General features: G+C 65.0%; 23 protein-coding genes and 1 pseudogene. 11 read left to right on the forward strand and 13 right to left on the reverse strand.

All coding sequences use genetic code 11. The annotated features are described in order from the left end of the window. Positions 1–115: 115 nt before the first annotated feature. On the reverse strand, positions 116–427 hold the full coding sequence (locus FHU39_RS16670) for a putative quinol monooxygenase (RefSeq protein ID WP_183319351.1): 312 nt from the start codon (positions 425–427) through the stop codon (positions 116–118). Between the two features lie 108 nt (positions 428–535). Here FHU39_RS16670 and FHU39_RS16675 point away from each other — a divergent pair, with 108 nt between their 5' ends. Both FHU39_RS16675 and FHU39_RS16680 read left to right on the forward strand, forming a co-directional pair. Continuing rightward, positions 536–1477 carry a GlxA family transcriptional regulator gene (locus tag FHU39_RS16675; protein WP_183321682.1) on the forward strand — a complete coding sequence of 314 codons (942 nt, stop codon included), beginning with the start codon at positions 536–538 and terminating at the stop codon, positions 1475–1477. Between the two features lie 538 nt (positions 1478–2015). Beyond that, positions 2016–2228: an antitoxin gene (locus FHU39_RS16680; RefSeq protein ID WP_221185571.1), complete on the forward strand. Its 213-nt coding sequence runs from the start codon at positions 2016–2018 to the stop codon at positions 2226–2228. 492 nt (positions 2229–2720) lie between these two features. On the opposite strand, the gene FHU39_RS16685 is transcribed toward FHU39_RS16680, so the two are convergent. After that, a complete protein-coding gene (locus FHU39_RS16685) occupies positions 2721–3245 on the reverse strand; it encodes an SRPBCC family protein (RefSeq protein ID WP_183321683.1) in 525 nt (174 codons plus the stop codon). After that, the gene (locus tag FHU39_RS16690; protein WP_183321684.1) at positions 3242–3610 is read right to left on the reverse strand and encodes a metalloregulator ArsR/SmtB family transcription factor; all 369 of its coding nucleotides are present in this window, start codon (positions 3608–3610) and stop codon (positions 3242–3244) included. Before FHU39_RS16690 ends, FHU39_RS16685 begins: the two co-directional genes overlap by 4 nt. A 287-nt stretch (positions 3611–3897) precedes the next feature. On the opposite strand from FHU39_RS16690, the gene FHU39_RS16695 reads away from it, so the two are divergent. Continuing rightward, on the forward strand, positions 3898–5235 hold the full coding sequence (locus FHU39_RS16695; protein ID WP_183321685.1) for an IS4 family transposase: 1338 nt from the start codon (positions 3898–3900) through the stop codon (positions 5233–5235). A 16-nt stretch (positions 5236–5251) separates the two neighbouring features. On the opposite strand, the gene FHU39_RS16700 is transcribed toward FHU39_RS16695, so the two are convergent. Beyond that, complete coding sequence (locus FHU39_RS16700) at positions 5252–6304, reverse strand: VOC family protein (protein ID WP_183321686.1); 1053 nt, start codon at positions 6302–6304, stop codon at positions 5252–5254. 218 nt (positions 6305–6522) lie between these two features. Here FHU39_RS16700 and FHU39_RS16705 point away from each other — a divergent pair, with 218 nt between their 5' ends. The 6 genes from FHU39_RS16705 to FHU39_RS16730 all read left to right on the forward strand — a co-directional run bounded on the left by FHU39_RS16705 (position 6523) and on the right by FHU39_RS16730 (position 12309). Further along, positions 6523–7398, forward strand: coding sequence for an acetaldehyde dehydrogenase (acetylating) (locus tag FHU39_RS16705; RefSeq protein ID WP_183321801.1), 876 nt, complete (start codon positions 6523–6525; stop codon positions 7396–7398). Beyond that, positions 7395–8438, forward strand: a complete 1044-nt coding sequence (gene dmpG, locus FHU39_RS16710; RefSeq protein ID WP_183321687.1) for a 4-hydroxy-2-oxovalerate aldolase — start codon at positions 7395–7397, stop codon at positions 8436–8438. Before FHU39_RS16705 ends, dmpG begins: the two co-directional genes overlap by 4 nt. Before the next feature lie 15 nt (positions 8439–8453). After that, a complete protein-coding gene (locus FHU39_RS16715; RefSeq protein ID WP_183321688.1) occupies positions 8454–9917 on the forward strand; it encodes an aldehyde dehydrogenase in 1464 nt (487 codons plus the stop codon). After that, complete coding sequence (locus FHU39_RS16720; protein ID WP_221185573.1) at positions 9917–10666, forward strand: SDR family oxidoreductase; 750 nt, start codon at positions 9917–9919, stop codon at positions 10664–10666. Before FHU39_RS16715 ends, FHU39_RS16720 begins: the two co-directional genes overlap by 1 nt. Positions 10667–10685: 19 nt before the next feature. Continuing rightward, entirely contained in the window at positions 10686–11102 is a 417-nt protein-coding gene (locus tag FHU39_RS16725; RefSeq protein WP_183321689.1) for a tautomerase family protein, read from the forward strand. A gap of 142 nt (positions 11103–11244) precedes the next feature. Beyond that, positions 11245–12309, forward strand: a complete 1065-nt coding sequence (locus FHU39_RS16730) for an IS630 family transposase (RefSeq protein ID WP_183321690.1) — start codon at positions 11245–11247, stop codon at positions 12307–12309. Here the strand turns inward: FHU39_RS16730 and FHU39_RS16735 are convergent. Then, a pseudogene (locus FHU39_RS16735) lies at positions 12306–13254 on the reverse strand (IS5 family transposase). The gene FHU39_RS16730 and the pseudogene FHU39_RS16735 sit on opposite strands and share 4 nt — an antisense overlap. Positions 13255–13369: 115 nt before the next feature. On the opposite strand from FHU39_RS16735, the gene FHU39_RS16740 reads away from it, so the two are divergent. Continuing rightward, the gene (locus tag FHU39_RS16740; RefSeq protein ID WP_183319280.1) at positions 13370–14962 is read left to right on the forward strand and encodes an IS1182 family transposase; all 1593 of its coding nucleotides are present in this window, start codon (positions 13370–13372) and stop codon (positions 14960–14962) included. Between the two features lie 195 nt (positions 14963–15157). On the opposite strand, the gene FHU39_RS16745 is transcribed toward FHU39_RS16740, so the two are convergent. From FHU39_RS16745 to FHU39_RS16755, 3 genes are all read right to left on the reverse strand, one after another. Further along, positions 15158–15472, reverse strand: coding sequence for an EthD family reductase (locus FHU39_RS16745; RefSeq protein ID WP_183321691.1), 315 nt, complete (start codon positions 15470–15472; stop codon positions 15158–15160). A gap of 89 nt (positions 15473–15561) precedes the next feature. Beyond that, complete coding sequence (locus FHU39_RS16750) at positions 15562–16677, reverse strand: NADH:ubiquinone reductase (Na(+)-transporting) subunit F (RefSeq protein WP_183321692.1); 1116 nt, start codon at positions 16675–16677, stop codon at positions 15562–15564. Between the two features lie 4 nt (positions 16678–16681). Then, a complete protein-coding gene (locus tag FHU39_RS16755; protein WP_183321693.1) occupies positions 16682–17905 on the reverse strand; it encodes a cytochrome P450 in 1224 nt (407 codons plus the stop codon). Positions 17906–18064: 159 nt separating this feature from the next. On the opposite strand from FHU39_RS16755, the gene FHU39_RS16760 reads away from it, so the two are divergent. Beyond that, the gene (locus tag FHU39_RS16760) at positions 18065–19078 is read left to right on the forward strand and encodes an AraC family transcriptional regulator (protein ID WP_221185574.1); all 1014 of its coding nucleotides are present in this window, start codon (positions 18065–18067) and stop codon (positions 19076–19078) included. 184 nt (positions 19079–19262) lie between these two features. Here the strand turns inward: FHU39_RS16760 and FHU39_RS16765 are convergent, their stop codons facing one another. The 5 genes from FHU39_RS16765 to FHU39_RS16785 form a co-directional block, all read right to left on the reverse strand. Continuing rightward, positions 19263–20513, reverse strand: a complete 1251-nt coding sequence (locus FHU39_RS16765; RefSeq protein ID WP_183321694.1) for an acyl-CoA dehydrogenase family protein — start codon at positions 20511–20513, stop codon at positions 19263–19265. A gap of 127 nt (positions 20514–20640) precedes the next feature. Then, the gene (locus tag FHU39_RS16770) at positions 20641–20841 is read right to left on the reverse strand and encodes a 2-hydroxymuconate tautomerase (RefSeq protein WP_183321695.1); all 201 of its coding nucleotides are present in this window, start codon (positions 20839–20841) and stop codon (positions 20641–20643) included. A gap of 3 nt (positions 20842–20844) precedes the next feature. After that, the gene (locus FHU39_RS16775) at positions 20845–21633 is read right to left on the reverse strand and encodes a 2-keto-4-pentenoate hydratase (protein ID WP_183321696.1); all 789 of its coding nucleotides are present in this window, start codon (positions 21631–21633) and stop codon (positions 20845–20847) included. After that, positions 21630–22421: a 2-keto-4-pentenoate hydratase gene (locus tag FHU39_RS16780; RefSeq protein WP_183321697.1), complete on the reverse strand. Its 792-nt coding sequence runs from the start codon at positions 22419–22421 to the stop codon at positions 21630–21632. The genes FHU39_RS16775 and FHU39_RS16780 overlap by 4 nt, the downstream gene beginning before the upstream one ends. A 43-nt stretch (positions 22422–22464) precedes the next feature. After that, entirely contained in the window at positions 22465–23271 is an 807-nt protein-coding gene (locus tag FHU39_RS16785; protein ID WP_183321698.1) for an IclR family transcriptional regulator, read from the reverse strand. Positions 23272–23326 lie beyond the last annotated feature (55 nt).

Raw genomic sequence — 23326 nt, forward strand, 5'->3', positions numbered from 1 at the left:
GCCGGCATCCTGTCCGTGTGCCGATAGGCCTCGCACCGCTCGGCAACGCAGCGTGGCGTTGCGTCGCGACCTGGCGACGGCTCGGCGGGGCGCGATCGTCTCGTGCGTTGGCGGACTACGGGAGCTTGGAAGCGAGGACGTCGGCCGCCAGGATCTCGGGTGCTGCGCCGAGGAGGTGCTGGTTGGCCGTCAGGGCTGCGACGATGGCGCCGTTGGCGTGGGCGTCGCGAGCGGCCTCGTCGGGGAATGCATCGAAGATCCAGAAGGTGTCGGCGTGGGTCCTGACCGCGAACCAGACAATCGTTCCTTCTTCTTCGTTGGCGAGTGCGACAGCGCCGGCGAGCAGATCGGCGAGCGCGTCGTGCTGTCCATCGGCCGCGACGATCTTGGCGACGAAGGCATACGGAAGTGATGCGGGTGTGGACATGAGGGGTTCTCCTAGGTGTCGAGGTTTCTTGGTGAAGCGAGTTCAGCGTATGACGAGCAAGGGCATGTGAGAAGTGGCGTATACGGCAGTATTGCTATTGTTCACGCCATGCGTATCGGACTGATCGCGATCGACGGCTGCTTCGGTTCGGCTGTCGCGTCGGTCATCGACATCGTGCGGGTGGCCGACGGAGCCCGCGGCGATGTCGACCCGCGGATCGGCCCGATCGAACTCGCCATCCTCGGACCGAAACGGAGAGTGACCACGACGGCATCGATGACCCTGTCGGTGGACCACCCGCTGTCGGAGTCGGCAGAGTTCGACGTGGTCGTCGTGCCTGCGCTTGGAACCCTCACGGCCGCCGCTACCAACGACGCCCTCCAGAGCCGAGATGCTCGTTCGGTCATCGCCTCGCTCGGGCGCCTCGACGAGGCGACCACCCGGATCGCCGCGGCGTGCACCGGCGTGTTCGCTGTCGCCGAGACCGGACGGATGCATCATCGGCGGGCGACGACCAGCTGGTTCCTGGGGCCGGAGTTCCTGAAGCGCTATCCGACCGTCGCCCTCGATCTCGACACCATGGTCGTGGTCGACGGGAACCTCGTCACCGCCGGCGCCGCGTTCGCCCACATCGACCTCGCGCTCTCACTCGTGCGATCGATCAGCCCCGACCTGGCCCAACATGTCGCCAAGCTCCTCATCATCGACGAGCGCCCGTCGCAGGCGGCCTTCGTCGCCTACGAACATCTCCGGCACGAGGACCCGATCGTCGTCGAGTTCGAACGCTTCGTGCGCGCCCGCCTGGACGAACCGTTCAACATCGCCTTCGTCGCGCAGTCGCTCGGCACCAGCCGGCGCACCCTCGAACGACGAGTCCGTGCGGCGCTCAACCTCACTCCGCTCGGCTTCGTCCAACGGCTTCGCATCGAACGAGCTCGGCACCTCTCAGCAACCACGGACCTCACCTCCGCCGAGATCGCGCTACGGGTCGGCTACGCGAACGCTGAGACTCTGCGCTCCCTCCTGCGCAGGGAGCGACGCCGTTCCTGACCTATCGCCATGCCTGTAGCCGGTGTCCTAGTGCTCGACTGGAACCACCTCTCAGCACGTCGCGTCGACGCTCCTGCGTCGCCCCTGGACGACCCACTCGACACGCCCGCAGCACAAGCCATGTGACGTGTCCCGGCTTCCCGGACGGTCGGGGTTGGGTGGCTGTGATGTCGCTGCGTTCTCGTCGAGGGGGTCAGCAGACTCGATCAGGGTCGATTGGGATGAGACGCGAAGGCGCTCAGGTCAGGGCGGCCGAAGCCGGCCGGCGGGGTAGCGTCGGACACGTCGAGGTCTTTCGGATGGATGGCGTAGGAACCTCCATCGTCGGGAGACCTCGACGTCTATCTGCGGACCGACGCGCCCGGCCGACCTACACCCTCATCTGGGAAGAGCCGGCATAGGGATCTTGGTCGCCATTGACAGTGAGCCCGCTCGCTGCGCTCCCGGCGCCCGCCCGGCCCGACGACGGGCCCGACCGGAAACGGTCGGGCCCGTTGTTTTTCGGCGTCACCGTTGTCACGGGCATATCATCTGTGGCATGCCAAAAGTGACGTTCGATCTGCCGGACGACTTGAAGCGAGCCATCGAAATCGAAGCGCAGCGACAACTCCTGCCAGAGGCCGAGATCATCCGACAAGCTCTGCGGTCGGTAATAATGACAGACAAGCCCAAACCGCGGGGCGCGTTGTTCGCGAGCTCCGATGCCATCGGTGGGCGCGTCGACGATCTGCTCGACAGGTTCGGTGAATGACTGTCGAACAGTGCGACTCAAACTAGCGATGGGAGTGTCCGTGACGTGGTCGTCAATGAGTCATTGAAGCAAGTGGAGGGTCACCAGTGGGGCTGCCGACAGTGATAGTGATCGGTGGCCCCCGCCGTTAGGTGCATTGACATTCGGTGGGTTGTACGTCATGCCGGTGGTCGACTCAGTTGTCGTGGTCGGCGAGACGGTTGTGCTTGAGGTTGTCGTGTAGTCCATGTGAACTTGTCGAAACTGTCCATACAGCAGTCGAATTGACCGGCTTGGCGATGATGTGATCGTACGGTTATAGCGAATAGTTACGGGACTATCAGTGGCGGAATAGGCGATGGTGCCTCCGGTGTGCCCGGTAGCCGTATCGCTGAGTACGTGCCCAGTGGGTGATGACGTAGCCGCGGCATTGCGTCGATTTCGTCACCGGATGAGTGTTCGGAGTAAAGCGACATCGTGTCTACTCATATGTTGCCGTTCTTAACAGGCGATCTAACTCGGACCGAACTCGTTCAGGTAGTACTCGGCCATCGACGGCGAATAGTCCTCGAACGCAATCGATTCCACCGATCCTCCCGACTCTGCCGCCACCAACCGATCCAGATAGTAGTCCCACCCGGGGCCGACGCCCTCAGCCATCTTCAGATCGGGAACGTTCTGTGCGAACGTCAGTGTGGTGACGCCGTCGGCTTCCGTGAGGTCGAGTCGGAGCAGCCAATGTTCGGGATTCTCCCCGTCATACGGCATCGACGTGGTGATCCGGAGTCGGTGCGGCCGTTCGCATTCGTCGATGCGGAAGTGCTCGGCCGGAATGTCGTCGCCCTCGAAGAGCATCTGGAACTTCACATGGTCGTCGTCCGGATCGCCGGTCCACGTCCCGATCCAGCGGGCAAGGCGTTCCGGCTTGGTTACCGCCGCCCACACGTCATCGATCGGTGCGTGGAACGTCCGCTGCCATTCGCAGTAGGTCTCGGCGCCGACGTCGCGCCGGTGCCCGGTGGGGTTTGGAGTGTTCATGCGGTGCTCTCCCTGTCGTCTTTGGTTGTCGCCGTGGTGTTTTCGCGCTCACGGGTAGTGCGTCGCACTTCCAGGTCGAGTGCGTCCAGCGCCCGCTCCGGGATGGGAGGCGCGCCCGCACGCAGCCCGGCCAGATAGTGGCGGACCGGTTCCAGGCCGTCTGCGGTGATGGCGTAATGCCGCTCGCGGCCATGCGTCGTCGCGGTGACCAGGTCGGCTTCGGTCAGCAGACGTAGATGCTTGCTGACCGCGGGGCGACTGATCGAGTGTTCCGCGGCGAGATCGACGACCCGTGCGGGGCCGGCCGCGAGGCGCTGCAACAGGCCGCGACGTATCGGGTCGGCAAGTGCCTCGAACGCGTCCACCTCTCAATTGGTAACCGATCAGTTACCAATTGTCAACGGCGGGTGAAAGGCGAACATGGAAACCGGGGCCCGCGACATCATCGCGGGCCCCGGGGGTTCGGTGAGGCGTTAGACGCAATGCCGCGCAGTTAGTGGTGTTGCTGGTGTTACCAGTGTGACGTGGTTGTCGGCGTGTCGCGGGATGAAGCAACGGGACTCCCGGTAGTGAAGAGCTGTCCTCACAAGACGCTCTGCTACCAAATGGAGTCCCGTTGCGCGCTCAGTCTGTCACGTCCGAATCGTTTGATGTGCCCGAGGATCCGTTCACAGCGGGCCACCTGGGCGAGTTGACCCGTGTGGTGTCCACCGACTTGGTCGACGCGGCCATCGATGCCGCGGGAGCAGCACAGAAACGGTTGCGGCGGCTACCGACCCGGGTCGTGGTGTACGTGCTGCTGGCCGGGGTGTTGTTCGCCGATGTCGGCTACCGGCAGGTCCTGACACGGTTGACCACCGGTGCCGGTGCGGCGATGAGGGTGCCGGGCAGTTCCGCACTCTCGCAAGCCTTCCGGCGGATCGGGGTGCGGCCGTTGGCCGAACTGTTCGACCTGGTCCGTGGCCCAGCGGCTGGCTCACCCCGCTGGCGCGGGTTGCGGGTGTGCGCGATCGACGGCACCAGCATGTTCGTACCCGACACCACCGCCAACGCGGTCGCGTTCGGCCGGCAGACCGGCCGGCCCGGCGCCCCGGGCGGGTATCCGATGCTGCGTTTGCTGACGATCGTGGCGTGCGGGTCCCGCACGATCATCGATGCCGCCTTCGGGTCCTACCGGATCGGGGAAACCAGCTACGCACCGCATCTGCTGGACAGCCTGGCCCCGGGCATGGTGCTCCTGGCCGACCGCAACTTCGCGTCCGCGGCATTGATAACCCAGATCGCCGACACCGGCGCGCAGCTGCTCATCCGGTGTAAGAACGGTCGTCGATTCACCGTCGTGGAGTCCTTGGGCGACGGCACGACGATCGCCTTGATCGGCGCCACTCGGGTGCGTGTCATCGACGCGGTGATCCGCGTCGAGTTGGCGCCTGGATCCGGCCGCTACCGGACCGGCACCTACCGGCTGATCACGACCCTGACCGACGCCGAGCGGTACCCGGCGCTGGCGGTGGTCGAGCTGTACCACCAGCGGTGGGAGATCGAAACCAGCTTCCGGGAGACCAAGGCCACCCTCTTGGACGGGCGCGTGCTGCGGGCACACACTCCGGCCGGTATCGCCCAGGAGGTCTATGCCGTGCTGATCGTGGCCCAGTCGCTACGGACCGCGATCGCAGACACCGCGCTGGCCAGCGCCGGCACCGAACCCACCCAGCTGAGCTTCACTATCGCGCTGAACACCGCGCGAGACGGAATCTGTTGCGCGGCAATCGTACTCACCGAACCGGTCACCGACCTGATCGGGCGGATCGGAACCGCCCTGCTGGCCAACGTCCTCCCACACCGTCGATCACGATCCAGCCCCCGCATCGTCAAACGGGCGATCTCCAAACACCGGGCCAAAGGATCCGTCGACAGGACGAACTACACCACCACCATCACGACACGCATACACACCACCAGTTCCTTGACACCCGGACACACCGGCTAACTGCGCGGCATTGGCGTTAGACGCTGACGGGCTCGGCCGCCACCTCGGTGTCGGTCGGCAGCTCGGCACCCGGACCGAAGTGCGAGTAGGTCTCGATGTGCCGATCGAGCGACAGCGGGCTCGGAGTGCCGTAGGTGAAGTAGGTCTCCCAGGGCAGCGCCGCTCCGCCGATCGCTAGGCCGGTGTCGATGTCGGCCATCTGCCAGGTCTGCGTCTCGGCCGACGGATCGAGATGCAGGAAGCCCGCTTCACCGAACAGCTCGATGCGGTTGCCACCGGGCTCGAACACGTACAGGAACTGGCCCTGCGTGATGCCGTGCCGGTCTGGTCCGGCCTCGATCTGAATGTCGTAGTCGCGGAACATCTCTGCGGCGTCGATGTTGTGCTGGCCGGTGCCGTAGTAGAACGCGACGTGATGCAGCTTGCCGTGTCCACCGGTCATGTCGCGCATGGTCGCCACCTCGTGGCCGAGCAGATTGGAACTCATCCACGCGCCGATCTCCACCTCGCCGTCGATGACCCGTTCGGTGGTGCGGAAGCCGAGGTGACGTTCAAACTCGGTCTTCGTCGCGGTTACGTCCGACGACATCAGATTCAGGTGGTCGATCCGCTTGACCGGAATACCGCTCAACGGTTTCTTCGACGGCCGCGTCAGGATCTTGCTGCGCAATTCCGGTGGGGCAACGTACTTCTCGGCCTCCCAGAGCAATGCGAACTGGTGGCCGTCAACCGACTGATACTCGAACGTCTTGCCGTAGCCGAATTCGTCCTCCGACCATTTGCCCTCGATGTTGGTGTCGCCCAACGATTTCGCCCGACGATCCAGAGCCTCGGGGGAGCTCGTCCGCAACGCTGCGTGGCCCATGCCGGGCTGCGCGGCCTCGGTAATCTTCAGGCTCCACTGGTAGGGGTCCTCGTATCCGCGCAGGTACACCGACTGACCCTTGCGCCGCGTGACGTACATGCCGAGGAAGCGAGTGAAGAAGTCCTCGGTCTCCTGCGGCTTCGGGCTGAACAGTTCGACGCGCGCCAGGTGCGCGATCTCGAAGCGGGTGTCGTTCTCGCTCATCGATACTCCTGTGAATCTCGGGTTGTGGCCGGCATCTTCCCGGCGGCGTGCACCCAGCATGGCACCGGTCTGTGACCCCGATCACGACGATTCGGCGATCCTGAACAGTTCTCCGCAATCGCCGTCTCGTTTCCGATCACGCTGTCGCACACCCCGCAAGCAGCCTCTCGATGCCTACCGTCGGGACAACCACAACGCGTGAGTCTAAGGAGAACGAGATGAGTCGGTTGAGCGCCGCCATCGTCGGGTCGGGCAACATCGGTACCGACCTGATGTACAAATTGCTGCGATCCGAGCAGGTGGACCCGGTCTATATGATCGGCATCGACCCCGCGAGCGAGGGACTCGCGCGGGCCCGGCAGGAAGGACTCGAAGCATCGGCTGAAGGGATCGATTGGCTTCTGGCGCAACCGAATCGCCCAGACCTCGTCTTCGAGGCGACGTCGGCGAAGATCCACGCGGCGGCGGCACCGCGCTATGCCGATGCGGGCATCACCGCGATCGACCTGACGCCGGCCTCGGTCGGTCCCTACGTGGTGCCCGCGGTGAACCTCGACGCTCACCTCAGCGCACCCAACGTCAACATGGTCAGTTGCGCCGGGCAGGCCACCATCCCCATCCTCTACGCGATCAACGAGGTCGCCGACGCCTCCTACGGCGAGATCGTCGCTGCCATCGCGTCGAAGAGCGCAGGCCCCGGCACTCGGCAGAACCTCAGCGAATTCAGTGAGAAGACGTCACGCGCTCTCGCACAGGTCGCCGGGGCAGACAGCGCGAAGGCCATCTCGGTGATCAATCCAGCCGAGCCACCGATGAACATGCGCGACACTGTCTATGCGCGGGTCCGACGCCCCGACGCCGCCGCCATCGAGCGTGCCGTGATCGACATGGTCGAGCGGGTGCAACAGTACGTGCCGGGCTACTCGTTGCGGCTCGTCGACGTTGACGGCGACCTGGTCACCGTCATGGTCGAAGTGGTCGGTGCGGGCGACTTCCTGCCCACCTATGCGGGCAACCTCGACATCATCACTGCAGCCGCGGTCCAAGTCGCCGACGTGATGGCACAACAGAACCTGGTAGGAGCAATCAAATGAGCACCCATCCCCTCGGCGCGGTCACCCTCGTCGATACGACGCTGCGCGACGGAATGTCCAGCGTCTCACATCAATTCACCCCGGAGAACGTCGCGGCGATCGCCGCCGGACTCGACCGAGCAGGCGTCAAGACCATCGAGGTGGCCCACGGCATCGGCCTCGGCGCATCCTCCATCCAGTACGGTTTCGCCGCCGCCACCGATCCCGATTACGTCCGAGCCGCAGTCGATGCCGTGGAGAACGCCGACATCGCGGCCCTCTACGTGCCCGGCATCGCCACCCTGCCCGAGCTCGGCAAGGCGATCGACGCAGGCATCAAGACGGTGCGCGTCGCGGTCCACTGCACCGAAGCCGACTGCGGCCAGCAGCCCATCGAATGGGCCAAAGAGCAGGGCCTCACGGTAATGACCTTCCTGATGATGAGTCACAAACTCGAGCCCGACGCCCTCGCTGAGCAGGCCGTGAAACTCGATTCCTACGGCGCCGACGTCGTTTACGTCGTCGACTCCGCGGGCGCTATGGTGCCCGCGCAGGCTGCGGCCCGTGTCGCGGCGCTGCGGTCGGCCATCGACGCCGACCTCGGCTTCCACGCACACAACAATCTCGGTGTGGGCATCGCCAACGCACTCGCCGCCGCCGATAACGGTGCAACCTTCATCGACGGCTCACTGCGTGGCCTCGGCGCCAGCGCTGGCAACGCCCAAACCGAAGTGCTGGCAGCGGCTTTCGACCGCGCAGGGTGGCAGACCGACGTCGACCTGTTCGAACTGATCGACACCGCCGAACACATCGTCGCACCGCTGATGAAGGAACCGCAGATCGTCGACGAGACCGCACTTGTCCTCGGTTACGCAGGCGTGTATTCGACGTTCTTCCATCCGACCAAACGCGCAGCGAAGAAGTTCGGCGTGCCCACCCGCGACATCCTGCTCGAACTCGGCAAGCGCGGTGTGATCGGCGGTCAGGAAGACATGATCATCGACGTCGCCTCCGAGCTGGCCGGACGCACCTACGAGACCCCCGCCGTCGCGGCCGTCTAGAGGAGTTATCCACTAATGACAACGCAATTCGACGCCGCGCACCTCATCGGCGACAAGTGGCTGCCCGCCTCCGACGGTGCCACATTTGAGACCCGTGACCCGCACGACGGTTCGTTGCTCGGCACCGTTCCGAAGGGGACGGCCGCCGACGGCGAGGCCGCAATCACCGCCGCGCGGTCGGCTTTCGACGACGGTCCGTGGTCCACCATGGCTCCGAAGGAGCGTGCGAGGATCCTGCACGCCGTCGCCGACAATCTCGACGCGCATCGAGAAGAGCTGGCGCAGTTGGAGACTCGTGACGGCGGTAAAACCATCACGCAGTCGCTGCACGCCGAGATCCCACGGGTCGCACACAATCTGCGGTTCTTTGCCGACTATGTGTCGATGGCCGCCAACGAGGCGTACCCGGACGGCGATCTGCTCTCTTATGTGCTGTACCCGCCTGCGGGCGTGGTGTCGGCGATCAGCCCGTGGAATGCCCCGCTGATGCTTGCGACGTGGAAGATCGCTCCCGCCTTGGCATTCGGCAACACCGTGGTGCTCAAGCCGGCCCCGCAGACGCCGCTGACGGCACATCGGTTCGCGGAGCTGGCGCTCGAAGCAGGTCTGCCACCGGGCGTGCTGAACGTGGTGCATGGATTCGGCGGCGAAGCGGTCGCTGGACCGCTCACTTCCGACCGTCGTGTCGACCGGATCACTTTCACCGGGTCGAGCGCGACCGGCGTCAAGATCCTGCAGTCGGCAGCGCTCAACCACACCCCGGTGTCAGCGGAGATGGGCGGTAAATCGGCGAACATCATCTTCGAAGACGCGGATCTCGATGTGGCAGTGCCGATGTCGCTGCGTGCGATCTTCGGTGGCAACGGCCAGGTCTGTCTGTCCGGATCGCGGCTCCTTGTGCAGAACTCGATTCGGGAAGAATTCGTCGCGCGCTTCGCCGAGGAAGCTGCGAAGCTGACTGTCGGAGATCCCAAGGACCCCGATACCTTCATGGGGCCGCTCATCGAGCAGCGCCACCTCGACAAGGTGCATGGCTACGTCGAACTCGCCCAGTCGGAGGGAGGTAAGGTTCTCACCGGCGGCGAACGACTCGCCGACGCGTCGCACTCGGCTGGTTTCTACTATCCGCCGACGGTGATCACCGGGCTGACCAACGAATCCCGCACGGCCCGCGAGGAGATCTTCGGTCCGGTCGAGACAGTCCTCGGCTTCGACACCGAGGAGCAAGCGTTGGCCATCACCAACGACTCGCCCTACGGACTCGCCGGAATGCTGTTCACGCAGAATCTCGACCGAGCACATCGGATGGCGGCGCGCTGGAAGGCGGGCACGGTGTGGATCAACACATTCTTCGAACGCGATCTACGGCTGCCGTTCGGCGGCGAGGGCATCAGCGGATTGGGACGCGAAGGCGGTCAGTACTCCCGCGAATTCTTCACTGAACCCCGCGCTGTCACCATCCGACTGCGGCAGGCATAGTGTCCGGCGAAGTCTGCGTTGTCGTCGGCGCGACGGGCGCGATGGGCGAGGTCATCACTGAACGTCTCACCGCGCAGGGGTATCGAGTGCTCGCGGTGGCCCGCAGCGGGGAGCAGCTCGACAAGCTCTGCGCCACAAATGATTCCGTGATCGGCTGCGTCGCCGACATCGGGTCCGACGCCGCGGTCGACACGATCAGCGCCGCCCTCGACGCCCCGGTACGCATGGCCGTGTTCGCCGCAGGCCTGCCGGTGCGTGGCTCGGCCGACACCATCGAGCCGTCGGCGCTCGCGACGGCGGCAAACATCAAAGTGGCTGGGCCGCTGCGGTTGTTGCACGCAGTACGTGACCGGCTGGCGTTCGATTCGCGGTTTGTGGTGGTAGCCGGGTCCCTCGGCGTCGAGCCAGGGCCGCTCGACGCCGGTCCGGGGACGGCGAATGCGGCGCTGCTCAACCTGATGCGGCAGATCAGTGCCCTGTACGGCCCCAAAGGCGTCACGACGCATGTGGTTGCGCCGGGCCCCATTGACACACCACGACTAAGAGCTCTCGTGCAGACTCAGGCAGACGAGTCCGGTACATCGTACGAGGAGATCTGGAGCAGGTACGTCGCCAAGACCACGCTGGGCAGGCTGCCTACACTCGACGAAATCGGTTGGCTGGTAACCACTTTGCTTGCGCCAGAGGCGGCGGTACTGCACGGTGCGGTACTCGCCGCCGACGGCGGTACGCGGCACGGAATCGTCTGATCGGAGAAGGAGAACACTCATGCCCATTGCCCATTTTCATGTGCCGGCAGCCACATTCGACGCCGAGCAGGAACGGGAACTGCTCGAACGGGCCAGCGCGACCTACTCGCGGGTGCTCGACTCGCCGATCGAACGGGTCCGCGCCTTCCTGGTGCACTACCCAGCGTCGTCGATCGCCGTCGGTGGAATTGTCGACAACGACTCTCCCGCACCGTACTTCACCGCGATCGTGCTCGCCGGTCGCAGCGTGGAACAACGCCACGAATTGCTGACCGCATTGACCGATGACATCGTCGACACCCTCGGCGTCGACGTCTCTGGCGTGCGCGGCCAGATCATCGAGGTGTCGCCGGACAACTGGGGCATCGCCGGGCGGCCCGCCAGCGGTGTACGGGCAACAGAAATCGCTGACCGAGCGGCGTCGGCAACCGCATAAGAGCGGCGAATCAACTAAAGAATCCCCGAAGCCTGGGGCTTCGGGGATTCTTGTTGTGATCACCGAGTAGTGCTCACAAGAGGCCCGCTAGTGGCGCGTGTTGAAAGTAGTTTGGTGATCGGGGTGGTGGGACAATCGGTGTATGCGCGCCGAGCCGGTTCTGATATCTGAGTCTGATCGTGAGTTGTTGAAGGCCTGGCTGCGGACGCCGTCAATGCCGTCCGGGCTGGTGACGCGAGCGCGGATTGTGTTGTGGGCTTCGGAGGGTGTCACGATGGCGGCGATCGCGCAGCGGTTGTCGATCTCGCGGCCGACGGTGACGTTGTGGTGTCAGCGGTTTCGCGAGCTGGGGCCGCAGGGGTTGGCGGATCAGCCGCGCTCGGGGCGGCCGGCGACGGTGGACCGGGAGAAGGTGATCGCGGCAACGTTGACGCCTCCTCCGGCGAGTTTGGGTGTGACGCACTGGTCCTCGCGGCTGCTCGCCAAGCGTTTGAAGCTCGATCATGGGCAGGTCGCGAAGGTGTGGCGGGAGATGGGGATCAAGCCGTGGGGTGAGAACACGTTCAAGTTCTCCACTGACCCGGAGCTTGAGGCGAAGGTCATCGATGTCGTCGGGTTGTATCTGGCGCCGCCCGAGGGGGCGGTGGTGATCTGCATCGATGAGAAGACGCAGATTCAGGCTCTCGATCGCACGCAGCCGGCGTTGCCGATGGCTCCGAATCACCCGGCCGCGCGCACGCACGATTACATTCGGCACGGCACGACCAGCCTGTTCGCCGGATTGGAGATCGGAACGGGCAGGGTCGTCGGGCAGTGCTATGACCGGCACACCCATAAGGAGTTCCTCGCGTTCCTCAAGAAGGTCGCCAACGCGTACCCCGAGGTTGAGCTGCATCTGGTGATGGACAACTACGCCACCCATAAGAAGCAGGAGGTGAAGGACTGGCTCGCCGAGAACCCTCGGATTACAGTCCATTTCACTCCGACGTCGGCGTCGTGGATGAACATGGTCGAGATCTGGTTCTCGATCATCGAACGTCAAGCGATCCACCGCGGCACCTTCCGATCGGTCCGCGAGCTGAAGGCGGCGATCCGTGCGTTCATCAATGGCTGGAACCCGCGCTCGCAGCCGTTCGTCTGGACCAAGACTGCGGAGCAGATCCTCACGAAGATCGATCGCAAGAAGACTTCAGCCACGGGCCACTAGGGCGTGTCTCCTAATAGTCGCGACCAGCGGAAGCATGCCTGCAGGACCACGCCGGCCCGGTAGGTGATGGCGAGTTTGTCGTAGCGGGTGGCCAAACCGCGCCACTGCTTGGTGTCGCTGAACGATCTCTCAACGACGTTGCGGCCCTTGTAGATTTCGGCGTCGAATGCGGGCGGCCGGCCACCGGAAGTGCCCTTGCGTCGGCGGGCGTCGATCTCGGTGATCTTCTGCGGGATCACAGTTTTGATGCCCCGACCGGCCAGCATCCGCCGGTTCACACCACTGGTGTAGGCCCGGTCAGCGACCACCACGTCCGGCCGGGTACGCGGACGCCCCCGTCCCTGCCGGGGCACCCGAATGTCCGCGAGGACCTCACCGAGCATCGCACCATCGTTGCGTTGCCCACCGGTGACGACCAGCGCCAACGGACGCCCGTGACCGTCGACCGCGGCATGAATCTTGGTCGTCAGACCACCGCGAGAACGACCAATCCCGTGCCCGGCCGGTTCCCGGTCACCCCCGAGTGGGCTCGCAACGAACCCGACCGGCAGATTCGTGTAGTTCGACCGTGCCCCCTGTGTCCTGATCAGGGCGGGAGGTGTTCGTACCGTGCTGATGAGCACGGCTGATCGTGGCATCCACCGATACCGTCCAGTCGATCTTGCCTGCCGCGTCCGCCTCCGCCAACAGGCTCGCGAGCACCGCGTCCCAGGTCCCGTCCCGGGCGTAACGGCGATGCCGCTTCCAGACCGTCTTTCACGAACCGAACGCCTCGGACGGGAGATCCCGCCACGGAATCCCCGTCCGATACCGGTAGACGATCCCGTTCACCACTCGCCGGCTGTCCTGAAACGGCCGCCCACGCCGCCCCGCATTCGACGGAAGCAACGGCTCGATCCGAGCCCACCGCTCATCGGACAGCACCTCGTACCTCGATGAACTCACCGAGCAATCATCACCGAACCGCGACCGGAAATTGGGAGACACGCCCTAGGTCGCTGGTGTTTTTCGTGGCGTGGCGGTCCGTGTTGCTTGGTGCTGGGTTCGGGAGGATTGGCCTGTGACGTTGGGAGTGACTCCGAGCCAGGCTGATTTGTTCCGTTCGACGACCGCGTTCTGCGAGCCGCGGATCGGCGAAGACTCGATCTACGGGTTGTTGCACCGGCAGTGCCACCGGTTGTTCCCGGACGAGATGTTCGCGGACTTGTTCACCGATGTTGGTCGCCGGTCGGTACCGCCGATGATCGTGGCGGTGGTGATGGTGTTGCAACGTTTCGAGGGGTGCAGTGACCGGGAAGCGGTCGACCGGTTCGCGTTCGACGCCCGGTGGAAGTACGCGGCGGGCGGGCTGGACTTCGATTACCCGGGATTCGTGCACACGGTGCTGGTTGATATGCGGGCCCGGCTGGCCGCCTCGGATGCGCCGGACCGGATCTTCGATGCCGTGCTGCAGGTGGCCAAGGCTGCCGGACTGGTCGGGCGTAAACGGGTGCTGGACTCCACCCCGTTGTATGACGCGGTCGCCACGATGGACACGGTCACGTTGATCCGGTCGGCGATCCGTGGGCTGCTCAAGGCGTGTGATGCGCAGTTGGGGGCGCGGGTCCGGGACGTGCTGGCCCGTGATGATGACTACGTGGGCGCGGGGAAACCGGCCTGTGACTGGGACGACCAGGTCGCCCGGGCGGTGTTGGTCGATGAGTTGGCTCGGGACGGGATGGCCGCCCTGGCCGTGTTGGAGGGGCGGACGGTCAGTGAACCGGTGGCCGCGGCGGGGCAGTTGCTGGCCACCGTGCTGGGGCAGGACCTGGAACAAGACGCTGACGGGGTGTTCGCGATCGCGCGGCGGGTCGCCAAAGATCGGGTGATCTCCACGGTCGACCCGCAGGCCCGGCACGGGCACAAGACCGCCGCACGCTCCTTCGACGGGTACAAGGGGCACCTGGGCCTCGACCCGGACAGTGAGATCATCACCGCTACCGGCGTGACCCCGGGCAACACCGGTGATGCCGCGGCCGCACAAGACCTGATCGCTGATCTCCTCGACACCGACGATCACGATGCCGGCGATCACGGCGACGCGGATGAGCCTGGCGTGTATGGGGATAACGCGTACGGGACTGGGCCGATCCACGACTTGCTGGAGGCTGCCGGGATCGATGACAAGTGCAAGACCCAGTCGCCGTCCAATACTGGTGGCCTGTTCGCCAAGGACGAGTTCGAGGTGGACTTGGACGCTGACACGGTGACCTGCCCGGCGGGGCAAGTCTCGCCGATCCGGCGCGGGAAGGGTGGTGCCGGCACGGCACGTTTCGGGGCGGCGTGTGCCGAGTGCCCGCTACGGGAGCAGTGCACTACCTCCGCGAAGGGCCGCACCATCAAGGTCGGCGCCTATGAACGGCAGCTGACCGATGCCCGCGGGCGGCAACAGGACCCGGGATGGGTGGCCGACTACCGGGCTACCCGCCCGAAGGTCGAACGCAAGATCGGGCACCTGATGCGCCGCAAGCACGGCGGGCGCAGGGCACGGGTCCGCGGCACGACGAAGGTTGCCGCTGACTTCTCCCTGCTGGCCGCCGCGGTCAACCTCGTACGCCTGAGTGTGCTCGCCGTGACGTTCACGACCGGTCAAGGATGGGCAGCGACCGCCTGATAACACCAGGATCAGACTCGAAACCCCTTACCTGGCCGTCATATCCGCCCTCAAGCCGGCGTACTCGACTGGCCAGCGTCATCAGTCCCGCCCGGCGACCAGCCGCGCTCGGCCAGCCTCAGCCCCACGCGGTGACCTGATCTACCCCAGCCGACCATCCTCACCCACACGCAGCTGTTCAACACCAGCCACCTACTAGTTGAAATCCTCGGTGACGAGCTCAGCGCCGAGCATCGTGACCCCCCCGGTCGCGAAGTTGGGTACGTCGGCTGCGGTCGCCTTACCCTCAGGCGAACCCAGCCCGGCGCCGAACGCTTCCTTCGAGTCGAAGTCGAGCGTCGTGACCAGGTAGATGTCCGGAGTGGAACCGTCCAGCCCCTCGGTCTTCGAGATCGATACGTGGCGCAGGCCGGGGATCTTGCGGGCCAGCGGGATGTGGGTGTTGAAGTAGTACTCATCGAACGCGGCCGGGTCGGTCGGCTGGTTGTACAGCACGTTCAGGCGATACATGGTTCTCCGATTATCGTTGGGGGAGTGACATTTTCAGTTGTGCGGACCGACTTGCGGCCAGTTGTGACACCTCGTGTCACCTTACGCGTTCAGGGCGCGGCGCAGTCGGGGGCCGAATTCGCAGCCGCCGACGGTGCAGCTGCGACAGTGAACTCCTCGCGGAAGATCAGCCTCGGTGCCATCCGGCGGCGCTTGAGTGACTTCACCGCAGCCTCGATCATTGCGGGTGGGCCGCACAGGTAGGCGCTCATGCCCTTGCACGAGGAGAAGTCGCCGACGACGACGTCGGTAACCATTCCGGTTGCGCCCGCGCACGACAGTTCGTCGTCGCCGCTCCACTGGTCTTCACTCAGCGCGGGCCGGTAGGTGAAGTGCTCGTATTCCTGCGCCAGCGCCGTGAAGTAGTCGACGTCGTAGAGATCCTCCCGGCGTCGGCCGCCGTGGTAGAGGTGCAGCGCGGGAACCAGGTCGTTCTCCAGCGCGTGCCGGATGATGGACTTCAATGGTGCGAGTCCGGTGCCTCCACCAATCAGAATGGCAGGTTCGGTCTGTGCCTTGACGAGGTTGAACTGGCCGAGTGGGCCGCGCAGCGTGAACTGGTCGCCGGTCGCGAGACCGGCGAAGATCCAGCCGTCAGTCGCGGCGCCGCCTGGAGTGCGCTTCACGTGGAATTCGAGCCGCGATGTTTCACTCGGTGGATTGGCCATCGAATACTGGCGGCCGACGCCGCTGTGCGGTATTACCAACTCGGCGTACTGACCGGCGTTGAACGTCATCGGTTCGTCGAGTTCGACGACGAGTCGCCTTGTGTCGGTGGCGATCTCATCGATCGTTAGCACGGTGGCGGTGTAGTCGCGCAGCGGATGATGTGGCGTGTCGTCGTCGACCGCACCGAGCGGTTCGACGGTGACATCCGACCGGGGACAAGCCATGCAGCCCAACGCCAGTCCGGCGCAACGCTCGTCCGCGGTCAGGGTGAACTCGGGTGAGTCGCGATGGTCTACGTCGCCGCTGCGGACCCGGACTTTACAGGTGCCGCACGTGCCCTGTGTGCATGAATGCGGCAGCCACTGTCCGGCGCGTAATGCGGCGTCGAGAATCGATTGCTCGGGTGCCGCCTCGAACGGGGTGGGCGAGCCTGCGACGGTGACCGAGTGCGTGATCAGGTGGTCCTCCTGGGGCGGATCGAGAGTCGGAGCGGACATGACCTCAGACCTCCCAGGTGACGTGCAAGGCTTGGGCGCCGCGGAATCCCCAGCCCCAGAAGTCGACATCGTGGGTGTCGTCGCGCTCGATGTTCGGGATGGTCTCGAGCAGTTCCTCGAGGCCGATGCGGATCAAGTTGTTCGCGAAATATGTTCCTGCGCAAGCATGTACTCCGCCACCGAAAGTGAGATTCGGAACCACGGGGCGGTCCATGTCGAAGTCGGTGGGAGCGTCGTACTCGTGCTCGTCATTGTTGGCCGAGCCGTACGTCAGCATCACCGGGGTGTGGGCGGGCAACGTGACGCCGCCGACGGTGACTTCCTCGGTCGTCAGTTTCACCGCGGCGGACCAGATGGGGGCCACCCAGCGCATTCCCTCGCCTACGGCGCGGGGAATCAGATTCGGGTCGTCGATAACTCGCTCCAACTGCTCGGGCTTGGTGAACAGGCCCGCCAGGGTGGTGGCCATGGCGTGCCCCGGCTCCTGCATCGCACCCAGCAGAAACACGTACAGGTTGGGGTAGATGACGTCGCGGCTACGGGTCTGGCCCGCCGGCATTCCATCGTGCAGCCAGTGGCTGATGGCGCTGTCGTCGGGTTCGACGATCCAGCGGTCGATTTTGGGGTCGAGGATCTCCTGGATCTCGGCTTTCGCCTCGTCGCCGGGGACAAACCCCTCCGGATTGGCGAATTCACCGTTCTCGTCGACAGCCGCGTTGGTGAACGATCCGGACAGCTTGTGGAACCATTCGCGCAGCTTGTCCTCGGAAACGTCGGGCAATCCCATCATGTCGCCGAGGGCACGGACAGCCAGCGGCTCGCAGTACGCGGAGACGATTTCCGCCTTTCCGTCGTCTTCGATCGCGGCGACCATCCGCTGCGCGGTTGGGCGGACGAGGTCGTCGATGTAGGTGTCGACGGCCGACGGCTGCAGGTGCGGCTCCACCATGTCGCGCAGCTCGCGGTGTTCGGGACCGTTGGCGTTGAGGATGGCGCCGTCGCCGAAGGTGCGGCTCCCGGCAGGCGAGATGATGGCAGGCCAGTTCGCGGAGTCGCGCGAGATCTCCATGCAGAGCTCGCGCGTCGAGATGATGTGCAGCCCCAGCGCAGGGACGAACGCGACCGGCGCTTCGCGGCGCAGTCGCTCGTAAAAGGGATGTGGGTCGGCCTCGAGTTCGGCCATGGTGATGTCTTCGATCCACGATGGGATAGCGGGGGCGGCGGTCATCTGAGACTCCTAGCGGGCGGTGAATTCGGATATGCCGAACGCGGCATGGTGACTGGCTGCGCAAGGCTTCGGAGATCCGGGTGGTCCGTCGAACCGATACCCTGTGATTTGAAACACTATTGGCGGAGGTGGCTCAAGAGAATGACTGAACCTGCACCGATGAATGACCCGGAGTGCACGGACGCGACCGCGTCCGAGAGCAGTCTGGTCGCGGTGAAGACTGATCAGTTGGCAGCAGCTGAAGGGCGCGCGAGATGGTCGGCGGCGTTGGATCAGACGTTCTGCGAGATGGATGTCGATTGGCCCGGCGAGGGCGGGCCGTTCCGTGCGGAACTGACCGCCCGACCGATTTCGGACCTGTCGCTGTCGATGGTCCACGCCGACCCGCACACCGTGGTTCGGTCACCGGCGATGATCGATTCCGACGCAGGCGAGGATTACATTCTGTGCCTCGTGACTGGTGGTTCCGCGACGCTGGGTCAGGACGGACGGACCGGGGTCCTCGGCGGTGGGGCGTTTGGCATCGTGGACGCATCGCGACCGTTCTTTGTCTCGGGCACAACAGAATTCGCGCAGGTGGTGCTTCGTATCCCCCGGGCCGAACTGGACTCCCGAGCTTCCCGCGGCATCATCGACTCGGCGGTCGGGGTGGCCGTGCCGGCGAAACAGGGAGTGGGGCGCCTTGCGTCGAATCTGATCGTCGACGTCGCGACGCACGGCGACGACGTCTCCGCCGGCTCTGCGTCGGCGATCGCCACCGCATTGTTGGACATGGTGGTGACCGCGGTGAACGACGTCACCACACCGGTCGCCGTAATCGATCGAGTGCACGCCGACGATATTCGGCGGGTACAGCGAATCATGCTGCGGCACATCGACGATTCAGACCGGACCATTGCGGACATCGGTGCTGAGGCCGGTATGTCGGTGCGGTATGTGCACAAGCTGTTCAGCGCGGCGGGCGGAACTCCGCGAGCCTGGCTTTCTCGTCAACGACTCGAACGTGCACGCACCATGCTGCTGCAGACCGACCTCGGCGTCGTCGACGTCTGTGCGCAAACGGGATTCAAAGACCCGTCGCACTTCAGTCGGGCGTTCCGGCGCGCCTTCGGTGCGAGTCCGGCGCAGTACCGGACTCAGCGAGGTCAGAGTGGTCGGTCAGGAACGGCGTAGATCGTCCGACGGCGAGACGCCGAACTCGCGACGGTACTCGCCGGCCGATACCGCCGGTCGAGTAGGGACCTCTCCGCTTCGCTTCGAGGTCCCTACTCGACCGGCGGGAAAGTCCCTACTCGACCGGCGGGAAAGTCCTTACTCGATCAGCGGGGAAATCGGCAGTGGGCAGTGTTGGCGAACATCACCCTGCAATCTCCCTACCGAAGATCTGCCTCGCCAATACCCAGCGTTGAATTTCACTCGCACCCTCGTAGATCTCGCCGATCTTCGAGTCGCGGTAGATCGCCTCCACTGGGCTCGACGAATCGTCAGCGCCCAGTTGCTGGGTGAAGCCGAAGCCGCCGAAGGCCTGTACGGCGTCGCGGCCCATCTGTACGGCTATCTCGCTGCCGCGCAGCTTCGCCATCGCTGCCTCGGGCTCGGGGAACGGTACTCCGGAATCCAGACGAAGTGCGGCCTTCAGATACAGGTCCCGCGCAATCGCGATCTCAGTAGCGCGGTCGGCCATCAAGAACTGCCAATGCTGCTTGGCGCCTAGGGGTTCGCCGAACGCATGGCGCTGGGCGAGATGCGCTGCAGTGTGGTCGAACGCAGCCTGTGCCATTCCGACGCCGGCCGCTGCGATCCCGATCCGACCGTACGTCAACGTCTGCAGTGCGACCTTCAGGCCGCCGCCCATCTCGCCCAACACAGCGTCGTCGGCTAAGCGCACGTCGTCGAGAATCACATCGGCGGTGATCTGTCCACGGTTGCCCAACTTGCGATCCGCCTGGCCGATCGACACTCCGGGAGTATCCGTCGGGACGATGAAGGTGGTGAGGCGTTCGTCGGTGCGAGCGAGCACGACGACGAACGCGGCAACCACCGAGTTAGTGATCCATCGCTTGCGCCCGTTGAGGATCCAGCCGTCACCGGAGCGGACCGCGACGGTCTGCACGGCCTGCGGTGAGAGGTCGCTCGACGCCGCAGGCTCGCTGGTCGCGAACGCCCCGACTATTTCGCCCGCCACCACCGGGGTCAGCCAGCGGCGACGCTGATCAGCGGACCCCTGGTCGATCGCGTTGCCGGCGAGAATAGCGTGCACGTCGAAGATCGCTGCGACGCTGTTGGAGTAATAGGCGAGTTCTTCGACTGCCGTCGCTGTTGCCGTCGCGCGATGCGCCAGTCCGTCGCCGCCGACATCGGTGCCGAACGGGATCCGGTAAATCCCTGCGGAGGCAAGAGCATCGAATGCATCCCGTGGAAAGCCGTCGAGCCGCTCGTCGCCGCGAGCGATGCGGCAGGCGAGCGGTGCGATGTCCCGACCGGCGACGTCGCGGACGCGTCGGCGAAGTGCAACGATTTCCGGTGGGCTGAGCAGATCGTGATACATGGTGTCGGACTGGCGCGACACCGGTGGGGCGGCAACGGTACGTTCGTCGAGGGAGGTCATCTGGGGCTCCTAGGTTGAAAGGCTTTGTACCCCAGTGATGTTTCGGCATTCGCTACCGTCCGACCAGCGTGTGTCGAGCATTCAGTGCGTCGACGGTCGAACGGCTCCGACGGTTCGGCGTTGCCGATCAGTCGGCGGCCGCGCGGCGCTCGGCGAGGGTCTCGTCACCGGCGGCGAAGTGCGTCGGCGGGACTTCGCGAAGAATCACCCGGATGTTGGCCTTCGGTGCGGCCACGGTGCGTTCGGTCGCCGCGGTCAGCTCGTGGATCAACGCCCGCAACTGTTCCGGTGTACGACCTTGGGCGAGAGTCACTTCGATGAACGGCATAGTTCAACCTCCTGCGATGGAAATGGATCCGAGGGACGTGAAGTGTGCCGCTACCCGCGCCCCCGGTTCAACTGCGACGGCGTCGGTCATGCCGCCGGTCAGCACCACCCACCCTGCTTCCAACGTGTGTCCTCGTGCGCCGAGTGTGTTCGCGGCGAACGCGAGAGCCTCGGCCGGATGGCCGAGAACTGCTGCGCCGGTGGCGCTGTCGACGACGTCGCCGTCGACTTCGAGAAGACATGCCTCCATTCCGAGATCGAGCGAATCAACCCGGCGTGCAACAGGTCCGGTCACGTAGACGCCCGACGAGTTGTTGTCGGCCACCGCGTCGGCGAGCGTGAATTTGAAGCCCGAGTAGCGGCTGTCGATGATTTCGACAGCGCCTACCACCCAGTCGACGGCGGCGAGTGCCTGCGCCGCGGTCACGCCGGGCCCGGCCAGCGGCCGCCCAAGAATGAACGCGATCTCTGGCTCGGCTCGCGGATGGATCAGTGTGTCGCGAGGGACGGGTAGTCCGGCGGGCAAGGCCATCGCGTCGGTCAGCCATGCCACCGACGGCTCGTCGACGCCCATCTGCTTCTGCTTCGCGCGCGAAGTGAGGCCGAGCTTCACTCCGACGACATTCTCGCCCTTGGCTTTCCGGTCGGTCAGCGCGAGATCCTGTGCGGCGTAGGCAACGTCGAGGTCCAGCCCCGACCACTCCGCCTGCAGCGACGTTCGCGGCGTTCGGGTGCGTTGGGCGGTCAGGAGAATGTCGGCGACCTTGGCCGGCCCCCACTCGGTGTCTGTCATTTGTCTTCCTGTCCGAACACGGCGGTCACCGATCCGAGGCCGGCGACGGCGGCAACCACCGAATCGCCGGGTCGCAGATCGACCGCCTTGGTCATGGAGCCGGGGAGTACCACGTGGCCGGGTTCCAGCGTGACGCCCAGCGGTCCCACGGTATTGGCAAGCCACACAAGCGCATTCAGGGGTGATCCGAGGACGGCGCCGCCTGCGCCGGTGCCGACGAGATCGCCGTTGACGTGCAGGGTGCAGCCGGCGAGGCGAAGGTCAACGTCGGAAAGCTGCACCGGGCGGCTGCCGAGCACCACCCCGCCCGACGACGCGTTGTCTGCAACGGTATCGAAGATGCCGATCCTCCAATCGCGGATCCGGGAGTCGACGATCTCCAGCGCAGGTAACACGAAGTCGACGGCGGCTGCCGCCTCGGCGACTGTTACGCCGGGACCGGTGAGTGGCCGACTGAGAACAAATGCGACCTCGGGTTCGATCCGTGGCTGGATGAAGGTGCGGGCCGGAATCGGTTGGTGCTCAAGGAAGAACATTGTGCTGGTGAGCTGGCCGAAGTCAGGTTGAGTCACCCCGGCCTGGCGCTGCATGGCGCGCGACGCCAGGCCTACCTTGTGTCCTTTGACGGTGTCGCCTGCCTTCTCCCAGGCCTGGACTTGCGCCTGGGCGATCTCGTAAGCGACCGACAGCGGAGCGTCGGCGAATTGGGGGGTGAGCGGGTCGATGGGCTCGTGGGTTTCATAGGCGCGCAGCAGAGTATCGGCGGCGCGTGCGATGTCATCGGTCATGAATGACTTTCTCGGTAGATGCTGGACAACGAAAGTCGGGAGATCATCCGGCGACCGCGTGCAGGGGTGTTTCCGGCGCGCCGACCGGGGTGATGTCCTCGGCACGGGCGAGTGTCCGCGATACCTCCGCAGCCGCCGAGATCACCGCGCGCCGGTACTCGTTCTGGGCGGGCACGAAGCGAGTGGAGGGTGCGGTCATGCTCAACGCCGCGACCACGACGCCGAGTTCGTCGCGGATCGGAGCCGCCACGCAATGCACCTCGGTGACCGCTTCGCCAGAGTCGAATGCGCATCCGGTCCGTAGAACGCTCTGCAGCTCAGCCTGCAACGACGCCGGATTGGTGATCGTCGACGGCGTCAGCCGACGCAACGGCTTGTGCGTGATGTTCCGCTCAATCTCCGCCGAACTACAATGCGCCAGAAGGACTTTGCCAACTGCGCTGCAGTGGGCGTCGAGGTGCGCACCGATCCGGGCGCCGGTCACGTTGATCACCTGATTGCCGACCACCTTGTCGACATACATGACGCGGTAGCGGTCCATGATCGCCAGATGTGTTGTCTCGTTGTAGGTTTCCGACAGCGTCTGCAGGGTCGGCGCCGCACACGACCGGACGTCGACGGTCCCCTGCAGCGTCTGGTTGAGTTCGACGACGCGCCATCCGATCCGGTACCGGCCGCGTGAGCGGCATTGCAGCAGGCCGATGTCGACGAGCGACGAAAGCAGCGCGTGTGCGCTGGACCGGGGTACGTCGATGGCCGCGGCCACCTCGGAGACGCCCCATTCGGGTTTGCGAACGGAGAACAGATCCAGGACCGGACCGATCTTTCCTACGGTTTGCAGCGCTGCCATGAGTATCCCTTCTATGGCGCACCCTTCAGGGGGGGTGACTCAGAACACTAAGGCC

It is taken from the genome of Flexivirga oryzae (assembly GCF_014190805.1).
In the GTDB taxonomy this organism is placed as follows: domain Bacteria; phylum Actinomycetota; class Actinomycetes; order Actinomycetales; family Dermatophilaceae; genus Flexivirga; species Flexivirga oryzae.

Excerpts from the sequence above, each read along its gene's own strand:
- dmpG (WP_183321687.1), top strand. The coding sequence starts at position 7,395 with ATGAGCACCCATCCCCTCGGCGCGGTCACCCTCGTCGATACGACGCTG.
- FHU39_RS16715 (WP_183321688.1), top strand. The coding sequence starts at position 8,454 with ATGACAACGCAATTCGACGCCGCGCACCTCATCGGCGACAAGTGGCTG.
- FHU39_RS16760 (WP_221185574.1), top strand. The coding sequence starts at position 18,065 with ATGAATGACCCGGAGTGCACGGACGCGACCGCGTCCGAGAGCAGTCTG.
- FHU39_RS16685 (WP_183321683.1), bottom strand. The coding sequence starts at position 3,245 with ATGAACACTCCAAACCCCACCGGGCACCGGCGCGACGTCGGCGCCGAG.
- FHU39_RS16775 (WP_183321696.1), bottom strand. The coding sequence starts at position 21,633 with ATGACAGACACCGAGTGGGGGCCGGCCAAGGTCGCCGACATTCTCCTG.
- FHU39_RS16705 (WP_183321801.1), top strand. The coding sequence starts at position 6,523 with ATGAGTCGGTTGAGCGCCGCCATCGTCGGGTCGGGCAACATCGGTACC.
- FHU39_RS16670 (WP_183319351.1), bottom strand. The coding sequence starts at position 427 with ATGTCCACACCCGCATCACTTCCGTATGCCTTCGTCGCCAAGATCGTC.
- FHU39_RS16750 (WP_183321692.1), bottom strand. The coding sequence starts at position 16,677 with ATGTCCGCTCCGACTCTCGATCCGCCCCAGGAGGACCACCTGATCACG.
- FHU39_RS16785 (WP_183321698.1), bottom strand. The coding sequence starts at position 23,271 with ATGGCAGCGCTGCAAACCGTAGGAAAGATCGGTCCGGTCCTGGATCTG.
- FHU39_RS16745 (WP_183321691.1), bottom strand. The coding sequence starts at position 15,472 with ATGTATCGCCTGAACGTGCTGTACAACCAGCCGACCGACCCGGCCGCG.
- FHU39_RS16780 (WP_183321697.1), bottom strand. The coding sequence starts at position 22,421 with ATGACCGATGACATCGCACGCGCCGCCGATACTCTGCTGCGCGCCTAT.
- FHU39_RS16730 (WP_183321690.1), top strand. The coding sequence starts at position 11,245 with ATGCGCGCCGAGCCGGTTCTGATATCTGAGTCTGATCGTGAGTTGTTG.
- FHU39_RS16765 (WP_183321694.1), bottom strand. The coding sequence starts at position 20,513 with ATGACCTCCCTCGACGAACGTACCGTTGCCGCCCCACCGGTGTCGCGC.
- FHU39_RS16700 (WP_183321686.1), bottom strand. The coding sequence starts at position 6,304 with ATGAGCGAGAACGACACCCGCTTCGAGATCGCGCACCTGGCGCGCGTC.
- FHU39_RS16680 (WP_221185571.1), top strand. The coding sequence starts at position 2,016 with ATGCCAAAAGTGACGTTCGATCTGCCGGACGACTTGAAGCGAGCCATC.
- FHU39_RS16770 (WP_183321695.1), bottom strand. The coding sequence starts at position 20,841 with ATGCCGTTCATCGAAGTGACTCTCGCCCAAGGTCGTACACCGGAACAG.
- FHU39_RS16755 (WP_183321693.1), bottom strand. The coding sequence starts at position 17,905 with ATGACCGCCGCCCCCGCTATCCCATCGTGGATCGAAGACATCACCATG.
- FHU39_RS16725 (WP_183321689.1), top strand. The coding sequence starts at position 10,686 with ATGCCCATTGCCCATTTTCATGTGCCGGCAGCCACATTCGACGCCGAG.
- FHU39_RS16675 (WP_183321682.1), top strand. The coding sequence starts at position 536 with ATGCGTATCGGACTGATCGCGATCGACGGCTGCTTCGGTTCGGCTGTC.